This window comes from Streptomyces lincolnensis (assembly GCF_001685355.1).
In the GTDB taxonomy this organism is placed as follows: domain Bacteria; phylum Actinomycetota; class Actinomycetes; order Streptomycetales; family Streptomycetaceae; genus Streptomyces; species Streptomyces lincolnensis.
The window spans coordinates 6,623,715-6,639,182 of the sequence record NZ_CP016438.1 but is presented as its reverse complement, the minus strand read 5'-3'; the positions used below and the strand labels follow the sequence as shown (position 1 = coordinate 6,639,182).

Here is a 15,468-nt window from a genome sequence, read left to right as displayed (position 1 = left end):
GAGACATGCCGGGCACTGTGACGATGTACAGCACCACGTGGTGCGGCTACTGCCGTCGGCTGAAGGGCCAGATGGACCGCGAGGGCATCGCGTACAAGGAGATCAACATCGAGCAGGATCCGGAGTCCGCCGCATTCGTCGAGAAGGCGAACGGCGGCAACCAGACGGTCCCGACCGTGCTGTTCCCGGACGGCTCGACGCTCACGAACCCCTCGCTGGCGCAGGTGAAGCAGAAGATCGGCGCGTAGCCGCACCGCGGCGGGTTTGGAAGGGCGGTCCCTGAGGCGCTTCAGGGGCCGCCCTTCGTGGTTCCTGCAAGGGCGGGCGAGGCTCAGACGAAGCTTCTCGTCGGCAGGGGCTTGCCGTACCAGAGTTCGATGAGGCGGGCCGCGATGGAGATGCCGTAGGGCGGGAGGACCTCGCCGGAGTCGAAGGCGGCGCGCAGTTCGTCGCGGGAGAACCAGCGGGCCTCGTGGATCTCGTCGCCGTCGACGTCGATGTCGGTCGAGGTGGCGCGGGCCATGAAGCCGAGCATCAGGCTGGAGGGGAACGGCCAGGGCTGGCTGGCGATGTACTCGACCTGGCCGATGGTGACGCCGGCCTCCTCGAAGACCTCGCGGCGCACCGTCTGCTCGATGGACTCGCCGGGCTCGACGAAGCCGGCCAGTGTCGAGAAGCGGCCCTCGGGCCAGTGGACCTGGCGGCCCAGCAGTATGCGGTCGTCCTCGTCGGTGACGGCCATGATCACGGCGGGGTCGGTGCGCGGGTAGTGCTCGGCGCCGCAGGCCTGGCAGCGGCGGATGTGACCGGCCGCCGCGATGACCGTGCGCTCGCCGCAGCGTGAGCAGAAGCGGTGCGTGCGCTGCCAGTTCTCCAGACCGACCGCGTGCACCATCAGGCCGATCTCGCGCGGCGACAGCAGCAGACCGGCCTCCCGCAGACCCGCCGGGCGCGCGGACTGGTCGATACGGCCGGGCAGCGCGTCCTTCTGAACGGCGAAGTAGCGCACGCCGTCCTCGTCGATGCCGAGGAAGTAGCGGTGCGCCTCGGTCAGGGGGGCCTCGAAGGCCGCGGTCATGACGAGTTCGGTACGGCCGTCCGCCGTCTCGTCGATGAGGACCTGGCCGCCGGAGACCACGAAGCAGCGGGTGGTGGGGTGGCTCCACGCCGCCGCGAGCCAGGCCTCGTCGAGCCGGTGGTGGGCGGCCCGGTCGATGCCGCTCGGGGCGGTGAGCGAGATGGGGCGATCGGCGGTGTGGTCGGTCCAGGTGGTCACGGGTGCTTCCAACTCCCCCGGGGGAAAGGGTGTTTCACGGGCGGTTCAGCAGGACGTACGGCGGCAGGCGCGAGTCCGGCGGAGTGTGGTGGTACGGAACAGTTCTTCCAGTGTGCCCCGCCCGCCATGCCGATCCGGACGCCGCGGGACGATCAGGGCGCATGGCGCCAGTGCTCGGCGAGGTCGCCCCACAGGTACGCGGTGGTCTCGACGCCTCTGAGGAGCAGGTCGAGCTCGACCTTCTCGTTCGGTGCGTGCCAGCCGTCCGAGGGGATCGAGATGCCGAGGAACAGCACGGGAGCGCCGAGGACCTCCTGGAGGTCGGCGGCCGGCCCCGAGCCGCCCTCACGGGTGAAGCGCACGGGCCTGTCGAAGGCGCGGCCCATGGCGCGGACGACGGATTGCAGCGCCGGGTGGTCGAGGGGCGTCAGGCACGGGCGCGTGGCGGCGAGGAACGTGATCTCGCAGCGGATCCCGGCGGGCACCTGCTCCTCGACCCAGGCGCGGACGATCTTCTCGATGTCGTCGGGATCCTGTCCCGCGACCAGCCGGAAGGAGAGCTTCACCATCGCGGAGGACGGGATGATCGTCTTGCTGCCGGGACCTTGGTAGCCGCCGCCGATGCCGTTGACCTCGGCCGTCGGCCGGGCCCACACCCGCTCCAGGGTGGTGTGCCCGGCCTCGCCGTGGGTGGCGTACGACTTGGCGGTACGCAGCCACTGCTCCTCGTCGAAGGGCAGCTCGGCGAAGAGTGCGCGCTCCTGGTCGGTGAGTTCGACGACGCCGTCGTAGAAGCCGGGGACCGTCACGCGCGCGTGCTCGTCGTGCAGGGCGGCGACCAGGCGGGCGACGGCCGTGGCCGGGTTGGGGACGGCGCCGCCGAAGGAGCCGGAGTGGAGGTCCTGGTCGGGGCCGTGCAGCCGGATCTCGCACTCGGCGAGGCCGCGCATGCCGGTGCACACCGTCGGGGTGTCCTCGGCCCACATGCCGGTGTCGGAGACGATGACCGCGTCGGCGGCGAGCCGGTTCGCGCGCTCCTCGACGAGGGCACGGAAGTGCGGGGATCCGGACTCCTCCTCGCCCTCGATCAGCAGCTTCAGGTGCACGGCCGGGGCGGTGCGGCCGGTGGTGGCGAGGTGGGCGCGGACGCCGAGTGTGTGGAAGAACACCTGGCCCTTGTCGTCGGCCGCCCCGCGCGCGTAGAGGCGGTTGTCGCGGACGACGGGCTCGAAGGGCTCGCTGTCCCAGCCGTCCTCGCGGGCGGCGGGCTGTACGTCGTGGTGGCCGTAGACCAGGACGGTGGGTGCCTCGGGGTCGTCGCAGGGCCAGTCGGCGAAGACGGCCGGGGCGCCCGGCGTCTCCCAGACCTCGGCGGTGGGGAAGCCGGTCTCCCGGAGTTTGGCGGCGAGCCAGTCGGCGCTGCGGCGTACGTCGGGCGCGTGGTCGGGCTGGGCCGACACGGACGGGATGCGCAGCCATTCGACGAGGTCGTCGAGGAAGGCGGCACGGTGCTGCTCGACGTACGAACGGACGGCGCTGACGGCACTGTCAACGGGCTGGCTCATGGTCACGAGCCTATCGGCCCGCACCGACATCCTCGTCGTGCGGTTCCTCACCCCCCGGCTCCGCCAGCAGGAGCCGCTCCAGGGCCGCACGGTCCGGCAGGTCGTCGGGCCGGACGACCTCGCCGCTGCGCACGTACAGGAAGGTGGCCGTGACCGACTGCGGGGGCACGCCCCGCTGCTCGGCCCAGGCGAGCCGGTAGACGGCGAGCTGGAGCGGGTCGGCGGTGCGGGTGCGGTTGGTCTTCCAGTCGACGATCTCGTACGTCGTCTCCGCGCCGTCGCCCTCCTTGTAGACGGCGTCGATACGTCCCCGGATCACCCGTCCCGCGATCTCCAGCTGGAAGGGCGCCTCGACGCGGTAGGGCGTGCGCCGGGCGTACTCGGTGCGTTCGAAGGCGTCCTTGAGGGCTTCCAGGTCGCGTTCGTCGGCGATCTCGGCCTCGCTTCCGGGCAGTTCCTCCGGCTCCAGCATGGGCAGGGTGAGTTCCTCGAAGCGGGACTCGACCCAGGCGTGGAAGCGGGTGCCGCGACGGGCGGCGGGCTGCGGCGGGCGGGGCATCGGGCGGGCCAGCTCCTGGGCGAAGCCGTCGGGATCGGCGGCCAGGCTCATCAGCTGGGACGCGGTCAGCGACGAGGGCAGGAGGACGTCGGTGACGCCTTCGCGGGCGCGCAGGAGCTCGCCGGTGAGGGCGTCGAGGTCGCGGTCCCAGGAGGCGAGGGTGCGGGCCTCCTCCGGGGTGAGGCGGGTGGGCCGGTCCTCCCGAGCGCGGGGTGGTGCGGGTCGGGTGTCGGGCTCCGTGGGGTGGGCGCGCGGACCCTCGGGCGCACCCGCGTGGCCGTTCGTGTCCGGGGCTGTGGCCTGGTGCGGGACGGCCGGGCGGGCCGTCGTCCAGGTGTCCCAGTCGTCGTGCCCGGGATCCTCGGAGAACTCGGGGTCGTCGGGGCCCGCGTGATCTGCGGAGTCTGCCGCGTCCGCCGCGTCTTCGAAGGCCTCCGGGAACGCCTCGTCCTCGTGGGGCGGCTCCCCGTAAGGCGGTTCTCCGTACGGCGGCTCCTCCTCGTCGGGAGGTGTCGGCCAGTCCGGGTCGTCGTAGGTGTCCGGACTGTGGGTGGCCGCCGGGTGGGTGTCGGTGTGGGAGGCGGCGAGGTCCTCCAGGTGGGCGAGGACCGTCTCGGCGGCCGCCCGGCGCCGGGCCAGGGCGGTGTCGTCCAGCGGCAGGGGCCACACCTGGTCGGCGGACTCCTGGTGCAGGACGGGGTTCTCCTCGCCCTCGGCCGGTTCGTCGGCCCAGGCCTCGATCTCGCCGTAGCCCGCCGCGCAGTGGTCGTACAGCTCCCGCAGGAAGTCGGACGGACCGCGCGGCTTCTTCTGGGTGGGGCCCCACCAGTGGCCGGAGCCGAGGAGGAGTGAGCGGGGGCGGGTGAAGGTGACGTAGCCGAGGCGGAGTTCCTCGGTGTGCTGGTGGTCCTTCATGGCCTCCTGGAAGGCCTTCAGGCCGCGGGAGTCCCAGGAGGTGACGTCGGGCAGGGTCTCGGCGTCGCCGCGCAGGTCGTGCGGGAGCACCTTGCCCTGGGCGGTCCACTTCTCGCGGCCCTGCGTGCTGGGGAACGTGCCGGTGACCAGGCCGGGGACGGCCACCACGTCCCATTCCAGACCCTTGGACTTGTGCGCGGTGAGCACCTTGACGGTGTTCTCGCCGCCCGGGAGGGCGTTGTCGAGGCCCTTCTCGTACTGGGCGGCGGTGCGCAGGAAGCCCAGGAAGGCCAGCAGGGTGGCCTCGCCGTCGCCGGCCGCGAACGAGGCGGCGACGTCGAGGAAGTTCGACAGGGTCTCGCGACGGCGGGCGGCCAGGGCGTGCGGGGACGCCGAGAGCTCGACCTCCAGGCCGGTGACGGTCAGGACGCGGTGCAGGACGTCCATCAGGGGGTCGGCCAGCGAGCGGCGCAGGTCGCGCAGTTCGGCGGCCAGGCGGGCGAACCGCACGCGCGCGTCCGGGGAGAAGGGCAGCCCGTCGTCGTCCCCTTCCGCGTCCGTGCCGTAGAAGGGTGTCTCCAGGAACGTGTCGAGGGCGTCCGCGAGCGATATCACCTCGGAGGGGTCGACCCCCTCGACGGCCTCGGCGAGGCGGCGGTCGGGGTCGTCGCCGTCCACGCGCGCGTGGGACACCAGGAACCGGGCGCGGCGTCCCAGGAGGGCGAGGTCGCGCGGGCCGATGCGCCAGCGCGGTCCGGTCAGCAGGCGGACCAGGGAGGCGTTGGCTCCGGGGTCCTGGAGGACCTCGCAGACGGCGACCAGGTCGGCGATCTCGGGCAGGTGCAGCAGACCGGAGAGACCGACGACCTCGACGGGCACGTCCCGGGCGACGAGCGCGCCCTGGATCCCGGCGAAGTCGGTGGCGGTACGGCACAGGACGGCGATCTCACCGGGCGCCTTCCCGGTCCCCACGAGGTGCGCGACGGAGTCGGCGATCCAGTCGATCTCCTCGGCGTGGGTGCGCAGCAGGGCGCAGCGCACCAGTCCGTCGCGTTCGGCGCCGGGCGCGGGGCGCAGGGCCTCCACGCCCGCGTGCAGGGCGCGCAGGGGCTCGGCGAGGCCGTTGGCGAGGTCCAGGAGGCGGCCGCCGCTGCGGCGGTTCTCGCTGAGCGACTGGCGGGTGGCGGAGCGCCCGTCGGCGTGGGCGAAGTGCTCCGGGAAGTCGTCGAGGTTGGCGACCGAGGCGCCCCGCCAGCCGTAGATGGCCTGGCAGGGGTCGCCGACGGCGGTGACCGGATGTCCGGTGCCGCCCCCGAACAGGCCCGCCAGGAGGATGCGTTGGGCCACGGACGTGTCCTGGTACTCGTCGAGGAGCACCACGCGGAACTCCTCCCGCAGGACGCGGCCCACCTCGGGGATCTGCGCGAGCTGGGCGGACAGGGCGATCTGGTCGCCGAAGTCGAGCAGATCGCGTTCGCGCTTGGCGGCGCGGTAGCGGACCACCAGGCCCGCGAGTTCACGGCGGGCGGCGGCCGCCTCGGGGACCTTGCGCAGGGCGTCGTTGGTGAGCCTGACGCCCTCCAGGGTGCGCAGCAGCTCGACGTCGTACGACTGGAGGGTCCCGGGCCGGACCAGGTGTTCGGCGAGTTCGGCGTCCAGCGCGAGGAGGTCGCTGACCAGGTCGGCGAAGGAGCGGGTGAGGGCCGGGTAGGGCCCCGGTGCCTCGCGCAGCACCCGGGCGGCGAGCTGGAAACGGGTGGCGTCGGCGAGCAGCCGGGAGGTCGGCTCCAGGCCGATGCGCAGGCCGTGGTCGGCCAGCAGGCGGCCCGCGAAGGCGTGGTAGGTCGAGATCACCGGTTCGCCCGGGGGATTGTCCGGGTCGATGACATCGGGGTCGGTGACGCCCGCCTTGATCAGCGCCTTGCGCACCCGCTCGGCGAGTTCGCCGGCGGCCTTGTTGGTGAACGTCAGCCCGAGCACCTGTTCGGGGGCGACCTGGCCGGTGCCGACCAGCCAGACCACGCGGGCCGCCATCACCGTCGTCTTGCCCGACCCCGCTCCGGCCACGATCACCTGCGGTGCGGGCGGCGCGGTGATGCAGGCCGTCTGCTCCGGGGTGAACGGGATACCGAGGAGCTCCTTGAGCTGATCGGGATCGGTGATACGGGCGGGCATGACGGAGAGGCTAGCGGCGGGCACTGACAGTCGAGGACGAATCGGCCCGCGGGCCGCAGGAAGCGCAGGTCAGCACGCGTGGTGCAACTGATCACACCGGTGCGCTCACTCCACCACGTGCCGCCCCTCGGGCTGAGCGCTGCACGAGGCCCGGAACGCGCAGTGCGTGCAGTGCTGGCCCGCGCTCGGTGTGAACCGTTCGTCCAGGACCTTGCCTGCGGCCGTGGCCAGCAGGTCGCCGACCCACTCCCCCGCCTCCCCCGCCCCGCCCTTCAGGGGATCCTGCGCCTGCACCTTGGGCAGGGTCTCGCCGCCGTCCCGCTTGGCGGCGCCCTGGCGCAGCTGGACGAGTTCGGCGCCGCCGGGCTCCGGGCGCACGCCGTCGAAGGCCTCGTCGACGGCGCCCTCGCGGACGGCGAGCTGGTAGACGGCGAGCTGCGGGTGGTGCTCCACCTCGGCGGAACTCACGGACTGTTTGCCCGTCTTGAAGTCGACGACGTAGGCGCGGCCCTCGCCGTCGGTCTCCACGCGGTCCATCTGGCCGCGGATGCGCACCTCGACGTCGCCCGCTTCGAGGGTGACGTCGAAGTCGTGCTCGCTGGCGACCGGGGTGCGTCCGGTGCGGTCCATGACGTGCCACTTCAGGAAGCGTTCGAGTGCCACGCGCGCGTTGGCCTTCTCCTGGTCCGACTTCCACGGCGCGTCGAAGGCGAGCGCGTTCCACACGGAGTCGAGGCGTTCCATCAGGACGGCGAGGTCGGCCGGGGAGTGTCCGGAGGCGACCTCGTCGGCGAGGACGTGCACGACGTTCCCGAAGCCCTGGGCGGCCGTCGCGGGGGCGTCGGCCTTCACCTCGCGGCCCAGGAACCACTGGAGGGCGCAGGTGTTGGCCAGCTGGTCCAGGGCGCTGCCGGAGAGCACGACGGGCTGGTCGCGGTTGCGCAGTGGCACCTTCGACTCGGTCGGCTCGAACATGCCCCACCAGCGGTAGGGGTGGGCGGAGGGCACCAGGGGGCGGCCGTCCTCGTCGGCGAGCGCGGCGAGGCGGGCCAGCCGGCGGGCCGCTGCCTCCCGAAGCGTCTGCGAGACGCGCGGGTCGACCGTGGTGGCGCGAAGTTCGGCGACGAGGGCTGCCACGGACAGCGGGCGACGGGGGCGGCCGGTGACGTCCCTGGGTTCGACGCCGAGTTCGGTCAGGAAGCGGGAGGGCTGATCGCCGTCGTCGGCCGGGGCCTTCACCGCCGTGACGACGAGTCGCTCACGCGCGCGCGTGGCGGCCACGTAGAACAGGCGGCGCTCCTCGGCGAGCAGCGCGCCCGGGGTGAGCGGTTCGGCGAGTCCGTCCCGGCCGATGCGGTCGGCCTCCAGGAGGGAGCCCCGGCGGCGCAGATCCGGCCACAGGCCCTCCTGGACGCCCGCGACGACCACCAGGCGCCACTGGAGCCCCTTGGAGCGGTGTGCGGTCATCAGGCGGACGGCATCGGGGCGCACGGCACGCCGGGTGAGGGTGTCGGCGGCGATGTCCTCGGCGTCGATCTCCCCCAGGAAGTTGAGGGCGCCCCGGCCCCCGGTGCGCTCCTCCGCGCGCGCGGCGGTCGCGAACAGCGCGCACACGGCGTCGAGATCGCGATCCGCGTTGCGCCCGGCCGCACCACCGCGCCGGGCCGCCCGCTCCAGGCGCGCGGGCCACGGCGTGCCCTCCCACAGGTCCCACAGCGCCTCCTCGGCCGTACCGCCGCCGGCGAGGCGCTCGCGGGCCTTCCTGAGCAGCGCGCCGAGCCGCTGGGCGCCCCGCGCGTAGGCGGGGTCGTGCACGGCCAGCCGCTCCGGTTCGGCCAGCGCCCGCGCGAGCAGTTCGTCCGAGGGCGGCGGCAGGGGGTTCCCGGCGGCCCGCTCCTCGTCCCGCAGAGCCCGGCCGAGGCGGCGCAGGTCGGCGGCGTCCATGCCGGCGAGGGGGGAGACGAGCAGGCTCAGGGCGGTTTCGGTGTCGAGCCAGGAGGTGTCGGATCGTGGCTCGTCCGTGTCGGGAGGGGGCCCCTCGGCGCCTACGTCCTCTGCGCCTACGTCCTCCGTTGTGCCTTCTACGGCACTTGCTACGGCACCTTCCTCGACGCGTACGGCTTCGGCGTCCCGTTCGACGGCCTCCTCCGCCGACGCATCCTCCGCCGAGGCCTCCTCCGCCCCCGTCGTGTCTGCCGTCTCCGCCGTCGCCACCGCCCGTAGGGCCGTCAGCAGGGGCGCCACGGCCGGTTCGTGGCGCAGCGGCAGGTCGTCGCCGTCGATGTCCAGGGGGACGCCGGCCGCGGTGAGCGCGCGGCGGACCGTCGGGATGGTGCGGGACCCGGCGCGGACCAGGACGGCCATATCGCCCCAGGGGACGCCGTCCTCCAGGTGCGCCCGGCGCAGGATGTCGGCGATGTTGTCCAGCTCGGTGCCGGGGGTCGGGTACGTGTAGACCTCGACGCGGCCACCGTCCCGTACAGGGGCCAGCTCCCGGTGGGCGCGCACCTTGTCGGCGGGGAGACGGGTCAGCGGCATGCGCTGGGTCAGCAGCCGCGTCGCGGTGAGCAGCGCGGCGCCGGAGCGGCGGGAGGTGCGCAGCACCTCGACGGGGGCGGGGCGGCCGTCCGCGCGCGGGAAGTCCCGCGGGAACTCCAGGATGCCGTTCACGTCGGCACCGCGGAAGGCGTAGATCGACTGGTCGGGGTCGCCGAAGGCGACCAGGGTGCGACCGCCGCCGGCGAGGGCGTGCAGCAGTCGTACCTGCGCCGGGTCGGTGTCCTGGTACTCGTCGACGAAGACGACGTCGTACTGCTCGGCGAGCCGTGCGGCGACCTCGGGGCGGTGGGCGAGCAGGACCGCGCGGTGGACCAGCTCGGCGTAGTCGAGCACGCCCTGAAGGTCGAGGACGTCCAGATACTCGGCGAGGAAGGCGGCCGCGGCACGCCAGTCGGGACGGCCGATGCGGCGGGCGAAGGCATCCAGGGCGTCGGGGCCGAGGCCCAGTTCGCGGCTGCGGGCGAGGACCGCGCGGACCTCGTCGGCGAAGCCGCGGGTGGTCAGACAGGCGCGCAGTTCGTCCGGCCAGCGCACGTGCGCGAGGCCGAGCCGCTCCAGGTCGGGCTGGCCCGCGAGCAGCTCGCGTACGGCGACGTCCTGTTCGGGGCCGGACAGCAGCCGCAGCGGCTCCACGAACAGGTCGCTGTCCTGATGGGCGCGGACCAGGGCGTAGCAGAACGAGTGGAAGGTGGTCGCCTGGGGCGCGCGCGCTCCTCCGGTGCGCAACGCCATGCGGTCGCGCAGTTCGACGGCCGCCTTGCGGCTGAACGTCAGCACGAGCACGCGCGCGGGGTCACCGCCCCGGGCGATTCGCGCCGCCACCGACTCGACGAGTGTGGTGGTCTTCCCGGTGCCCGGACCTGCGAGAACGAGCAGGGGGCCGGTGCGGTGGTCAACCACGGAGCGCTGTGCGGCGTCCAGACGAGGGGGGTCCGGACGGGCCGGCGGGGTACGCACCAGTCGGTAAGCGCCACGGTTCCCCTGTCGCACCTGGGAGTGCGACAGGCGCCTGGTGGAGGAAGAGGAGCTCACGTGGTTCGCCGGTCCTGGTGGGTGTGCTGTTGGAGGGACCGCCGCGCGTGGAGGGCGGTGGCCGGGGGATGAGGGGGACGCGCGCAGCCGACGCTACGCCGACGAGTGGTGCGGAAGCAGGGCTTCCCCTTCTTCCCTCACGGCACCCGCGCCACGGACGCCCCTCGCCCCACGAACGTACGGCATGCCACGGACGTGCCCGGTTTGCCCCGTGTCCCCCGTACGGACGTCAGGGTGCCCCTGGGCAGGTCCGATGGCGGAAGCTGTCAGGTGTGACCTTCCGCGCCTTCGCCGCCGTCCCAGCGCGCCCGTCTCATGTCGAGGCGCGGCAGATGGCCCTCGGCGGCCCTGCTCGCCTGCTTCAGGGGCGTCCCCTCGGCGCGGTAGTGGCCGAGCGCCTCCAGTTCGTGGCCCGGCAGCAGGGCACCGTCCGCGCGGACGACGCGCCACCACGGAACGGCGCCTCCGTAGAGCGCCATGACGCGGCCGACCTGACGGGGGCCGCCGTCCTCCAGCCACTCGGCGACGTCGCCGTAGGTCATGACCCGCCCTGGCGGGATCCCCTCGGCGACGTCGAGGACCCGCTCGGCGTACTCCGGCAGCGCGTCCGCGGGCTCGACGGGCCGGTCGGGGCTGTCGTCGGGAAGGCTGTCGTCCGGAAGGCTCTCCTCGCTCATCCGCCCCATCCTGCCCCACCCGACCGACAACGTGACGCGCTCGTCACCGGGCGTATCCCTCGCCCCCGAACGGCGCTTCCGGCAGACTGTGCGCCCCCGCATGTGCACCCTGATACCTCCGCGTGTCGGTGGGGCATGCCACCATCGTGCGGGCGGTGACCGGTGATACGAGATCAAGAAGAGACGATGAAGCAACAGGGTGTACACCCGGAGGATGCGGAGAGCACCTCTGATGCTTCGTCGCGCCCGGACACCGCCGAGGCGGGCGCACCGGACGCCGCCAGGAAGCCGCCCGCGGGCAGGCTCGGGCCGGCCGTCGAGGAACCGGACGAGGTCTACGCCGACGAGGTGGAGGGCGACGAACCCCTGCTCCCCGCGCGCGTGCACCGCCCGTCGGACCTGATGCGGCTGGTGGTCGGTGTGCTGGCCGTCGTCCTGCTCATCGGCATCGCCGCGTTCGCGCACGGCACCACCTCGGGTCTCGAACAGGACATCAACAAGGGCACCGGACAGGCACCCGACCTGCTGATCAAGATCGCGGGACTGGCCTCCAGCATCGCGATCCTGCTCGTGCCCGTCGCGTTCGCCATCGAGCGGCTCATCAAGCGGGACGGGCTGCGCATCGCCGACGGTGTGCTCGCGGCGGTCCTCGCGCACGGGGTGACGCTCGCGACCGACCTGTGGGTCGCCAAGGCCGCCCCCGGCTCGATCCAGGAGGCCCTGACCCAGCCCTCCCCCGGTGACATCCAGGCGCTCACCGATCCCGTGCACGGCTATCTGGCCCCCGTCATCGCCTATATGACGGCCGTCGGCATGTCGCGCAGGCCGCGCTGGCGGGCGGTGCTGTGGATCGTGCTGATGCTCGACGCGTTCTCGATGCTCGTCACCGGCTACACCACGCCGTTCTCGATCATCCTGACGGTGCTGATCGGCTGGACCGTCGCCTACGGCACGCTGTACGCGGTCGGCTCGCCCAACGTCCGCCCCACCGGCCGGACCCTGATGGCGGGCCTGCGGACGGTCGGGTTCCGCCCCATGAGCGCGGCCCGCGAGGAGGTGCCCGAGACGGCGGAGACCGGCGATCGCGGCCGGCGCTACTTCGTCACCCTGGAGGACGGTCCACCTCTGGACATCACGGTCGTGGACCGGGAACAGCAGGCCCAGGGCTTCTTCTACCGCGCCTGGCGCAACCTGACGCTGCGCGGCTTCGCCACCCGCTCCAGCCTGCCCTCGCTGCGGCAGGCGCTGGAGCAGGAGGCGCTGCTGGCGTACGCGGCGATCGCGGCCGGCGCCAACGCGCCCAAGCTGATCGCCACCTCCGAGCTGGGTCCCGACGCGGTGATGCTCGTCTACGAGCACACCGGCGGCCGCACCCTCGACTCGCTCTCGGACGAGGAGATCACCGACGACCTGCTGCGGGACACCTGGCACCAGGTACGGGCCTTGCAGTCCCGGCGTATCGCGCACCGCAGACTGGTGGGCGACGCGATCTTGGTGGATCGTTCCGGCATCGTGATCCTCACCGACCTGCGCGTCGGCGAGATCGCGGCGGGCGATCTGCTGCTGCGGATGGACATCTCCCAGTTGCTGGTGACGCTCGGCCTCAGAGTGGGCGCCGAACGCGCGGTGGACGCGGCGCTGAGCGTGCTCGGACCCGACGCTGTGGCCGACTGTCTGCCGATGCTCCAGCCCATCGCGCTGAGCCGCTCCACGCGCGCGACGCTGCGCACGCTGGCCAGGGAGCGCGCCCAGCGCGAGCGCGACGCGATCCTGGAGGCGTCCCGGCAGGCCAAGCAGGCCCGGCTGGAGGAGATCTCCGAGGACACCAGGCCCGTACTCGAAAAGCCCGACAAGAAGGCCGTGAAGGCGGAGCAGCGGGCCGAGAAGCGGGCCATCGACGAGGCGGTGGAGGAGGCCCGTGAGGAGGATCTGCTCACCCAGATCCGCCACCAGGTGCTGCTGATCCGGCCGCAGGCACCGGTCGAGCCGGCCCGGCTGGAGCGGGTGCGGCCGCGGACGCTGATCAGTTTCATCGCCGGCGCGATCGGCGCGTACTTCCTGCTGACGCAGCTCACCCACATCGAGTTCGGTCCGCTCATCGAGAACGCCGAGTGGGGCTGGGTCGCCGCGGCGGTCGCGTTCTCCGCGCTGAGCTACATGGCGGCGGCGATGGCCCTGCTGGGCTTCGTGCCGGAGCGGGTGCCGTTCGTGCGGACCGTGGCGGCGCAGGTCGCCGGTTCGTTCGTGAAGATCGTCGCTCCCGCGGCCGTGGGCGGTGTCGCCCTGAACACGCGCTTCCTTCAGCGCGCCGGGGTGCGGCCGGGGCTCGCGGTGGCGAGTGTCGGCGCGTCGCAGCTGTTCGGGCTCGGCTGCCACATCCTGATGCTGTTGTCCTTCGGCTATCTGACGGGCACCGAGAAGACGCCGTCGCTCTCGCCGTCCCGGACCGTCATCGCGGGTCTGCTGACGGTGGCGGTGCTCGTGCTCGTGGTGACCTCGGTGCCGTTCCTCAGGAAATTCGTCGTCACGCGCGTGAGGTCGCTGTTCGCGGGTGTCGTGCCGCGCATGCTCGACGTGCTCCAGCGGCCGCAGAAGCTGGTCACCGGCATCGGCGGCATGCTCGCGCTGACCGCCTGCTTCGTGATGTGCCTGGACGCGTCGATCCGCGCCTTCGGTACCGAGGGATCGTCGATCAGCATCGCCAGCGTCGCCGTCGTCTTCCTCGCCGGCAACGCGCTGGGATCGGCGGCCCCGACCCCCGGCGGTGTCGGCGCCGTGGAGGCGACCCTGACGGTCGGTCTGATCGCCGTGGGACTGGAGAAGGAGGTCGCCGCTCCGGCGGTCCTGCTGTTCCGGCTGCTGACGCTGTGGATTCCGGTGCTGCCGGGCTGGCTGGCCTTCAACCACCTGTCCCGCAAGGGAGCGCTGTAGACAAAGGGAGCGCTGTGGACACGGGCACGCACGCGTACCTCGTACGGCCCGTGTCCCGAGCATTCGCCCGTGGCCGCCCGCAGGATGGAAGCATGCCGAATCCTCCCCGCGTGCGTGCCGCTGCCCTGACCGCCTCCGTCGTCCTGCTGTCCACCCTCCTGGCGGGCTGCGGCGACGATTCCGAGGACCAGGATCTGACGGCTCAGAAGCTGAGCTGGAAGGACTGCCCGGCCCCCTCCCCGGCGGAGGGCGGCGGTGACGCCCCGTCACCTCTGCCCGGCGGAGACGAATGGCAGTGCGCCACCATGAAGGCGCCGCTCGACTGGGACAGGCCCAAGGGCGACACGATCGACCTGGCGCTGATCCGGGCGAAGTCGAGCGGTGACGAGAGCCGGCGTATCGGTTCACTGGTCTTCAACTTCGGTGGCCCCGGCGGCTCGGGCGTCACCACGCTGCCCGCTTTCGGCGCGGACTACGCGAAACTGCGCACGCGCTACGACCTGGTGAGCTTCGACCCACGCGGGGTCGGCCGCAGCGCCGGGGTGGAGTGCCTGAACGACGGGCAGCTCGACGCGTACTTCCAGCAGGACGCGACGCCCGACGACGCGATCGAGCGCACCGAGCTGCTCGACAACACCAAGGAGTTCAACGCGGCCTGCGAGGACAACTCCGAGAAGGTGCTGCCGCATGTGCACACCGCCGACGCGGCCCGCGACATGGACCTGATGCGTCAGGTTCTCGGCGACGACAAGCTGCACTATTTCGGCATCTCCTACGGCACCGAACTCGGCGGCGTCTACGCGCACTTGTTCCCGAAACGCGTCGGCCGGGCGGTCTTCGACGCGGTCGTCGACCCCACGCAGGACTCCGAACAGGGCTCGCTCAGCCAGGCCAAGGGCTTTCAGCTGGCCCTCGACAACTTCGCCCGGGACTGCACCTCGAAGACGGAGGACTGCCCGATCGGCGACAGCGTGCAGGACGTCGGGAACCGCATCGCCGAACTCCTCAAGGACCTGGACGGCAAGCCCATCCCCGGCATCGGCTCGCGCCAACTGACCCAGACGGCGGCGACCGGTGGCATCGCGCAGGCCCTGTACTCCAAGGACTACTGGGAGTTCCTCACCGAGGGCCTCGAACAGGCCTACGACGGCAACGGCCAGATGCTGATGTTCCTGTCCGACGCGATGAACGGGCGGAACCAGAACGGCGAGTACAGCAACATCAGCGCAGCCAACGTCGCCATCAACTGCGCCGACGAAAAGCCGCGTTACACAGTCGACCAGGTGCAGCGGAAGCTGCCCGAGTTCCGGGCGGCCTCCGCCCTGTTCGGCGACTATCTCGCCTGGTCCACGCTCAGCTGTGCCGACTGGGCCGTGCCGGGTGCCGCCGCCCGTCCGGACGTGAGCGCGCCCGGATCCGCGCCCATCCTCGTCGTGGGCAACACCGGCGACCCGGCGACGCCGTACGAGGGCGCGCGGAAGATGGTCACCGCGCTGGGCAAGGGGGTCGGCGTCGAGCTGACGTACAAGGGACAGGGGCACGGGGCGTACGACAGCAAGAACCCGTGCGTGCGGGCCGCGGTGGACGGCTATCTGCTGGACGGGAGGGTTCCGGCGGCCGGGACCGTGTGCTCCTGACCCACAACCTCGACACCCCTCGCCCCCCTTCGACGTATGCGCAGGTCAGAGAGTTATCCACAGGCCTCCGCGGCCGACGGGCGATCTGCCTACCATGGCCTGACTGCCATCCGCGGCACACGGCGGACGGCCTGCGAGGGGG

At 72.4% G+C, this 15,468-nt stretch carries 8 protein-coding genes; 3 read left to right on the top strand and 5 right to left on the bottom strand.

Annotated elements, in window-relative coordinates; all coding sequences use genetic code 11:
• Positions 1 to 5: 5 nt before the first annotated feature.
• Positions 6 to 248: a mycoredoxin gene (locus SLINC_RS29655; RefSeq protein ID WP_067439206.1), complete on the top strand. Its 243-nt coding sequence runs from the start codon at positions 6 to 8 to the stop codon at positions 246 to 248.
• Positions 249 to 331: 83 nt separating this feature from the next.
• Here the strand turns inward: SLINC_RS29655 and nudC are convergent, their stop codons facing one another.
• The 5 genes from nudC to SLINC_RS29630 all read right to left on the bottom strand — a co-directional run bounded on the left by nudC (position 332) and on the right by SLINC_RS29630 (position 10,758).
• Positions 332 to 1,276, bottom strand: a complete 945-nt coding sequence (gene nudC / locus SLINC_RS29650) for an NAD(+) diphosphatase (RefSeq protein ID WP_067439203.1) — start codon at positions 1,274 to 1,276, stop codon at positions 332 to 334.
• Between the two features lie 152 nt (positions 1,277 to 1,428).
• Positions 1,429 to 2,841 carry a dipeptidase gene (locus tag SLINC_RS29645; protein ID WP_067445834.1) on the bottom strand — a complete coding sequence of 471 codons (1,413 nt, stop codon included), beginning with the start codon at positions 2,839 to 2,841 and terminating at the stop codon, positions 1,429 to 1,431.
• A gap of 10 nt (positions 2,842 to 2,851) precedes the next feature.
• Entirely contained in the window at positions 2,852 to 6,490 is a 3,639-nt protein-coding gene (locus tag SLINC_RS29640; RefSeq protein ID WP_067439200.1) for an ATP-dependent helicase, read from the bottom strand.
• 105 nt (positions 6,491 to 6,595) lie between these two features.
• Complete coding sequence (locus SLINC_RS29635) at positions 6,596 to 10,081, bottom strand: ATP-dependent helicase (protein WP_079164792.1); 3,486 nt, start codon at positions 10,079 to 10,081, stop codon at positions 6,596 to 6,598.
• 266 nt (positions 10,082 to 10,347) lie between these two features.
• Positions 10,348 to 10,758: an MGMT family protein gene (locus SLINC_RS29630; protein ID WP_067439194.1), complete on the bottom strand. Its 411-nt coding sequence runs from the start codon at positions 10,756 to 10,758 to the stop codon at positions 10,348 to 10,350.
• A 186-nt stretch (positions 10,759 to 10,944) separates the two neighbouring features.
• On the opposite strand from SLINC_RS29630, the gene SLINC_RS29625 reads away from it, so the two are divergent.
• Both SLINC_RS29625 and SLINC_RS29620 read left to right on the top strand, forming a co-directional pair.
• Positions 10,945 to 13,689: a lysylphosphatidylglycerol synthase transmembrane domain-containing protein gene (locus tag SLINC_RS29625; protein ID WP_067439191.1), complete on the top strand. Its 2,745-nt coding sequence runs from the start codon at positions 10,945 to 10,947 to the stop codon at positions 13,687 to 13,689.
• Between the two features lie 92 nt (positions 13,690 to 13,781).
• Positions 13,782 to 15,326: an alpha/beta hydrolase gene (locus SLINC_RS29620; protein ID WP_067439189.1), complete on the top strand. Its 1,545-nt coding sequence runs from the start codon at positions 13,782 to 13,784 to the stop codon at positions 15,324 to 15,326.
• Positions 15,327 to 15,468 lie beyond the last annotated feature (142 nt).

Bases quoted from the DNA above. Each gene is read 5' to 3' on its own strand.
- SLINC_RS29655 (WP_067439206.1), top strand. From the start codon at position 6: ATGCCGGGCACTGTGACGATGTACAGCACCACGTGGTGCGGCTACTGC.
- SLINC_RS29645 (WP_067445834.1), bottom strand. From the start codon at position 2,841: ATGAGCCAGCCCGTTGACAGTGCCGTCAGCGCCGTCCGTTCGTACGTC.
- SLINC_RS29640 (WP_067439200.1), bottom strand. From the start codon at position 6,490: ATGCCCGCCCGTATCACCGATCCCGATCAGCTCAAGGAGCTCCTCGGT.
- SLINC_RS29630 (WP_067439194.1), bottom strand. From the start codon at position 10,758: ATGAGCGAGGAGAGCCTTCCGGACGACAGCCTTCCCGACGACAGCCCC.
- SLINC_RS29625 (WP_067439191.1), top strand. From the start codon at position 10,945: ATGAAGCAACAGGGTGTACACCCGGAGGATGCGGAGAGCACCTCTGAT.
- SLINC_RS29620 (WP_067439189.1), top strand. From the start codon at position 13,782: ATGCCGAATCCTCCCCGCGTGCGTGCCGCTGCCCTGACCGCCTCCGTC.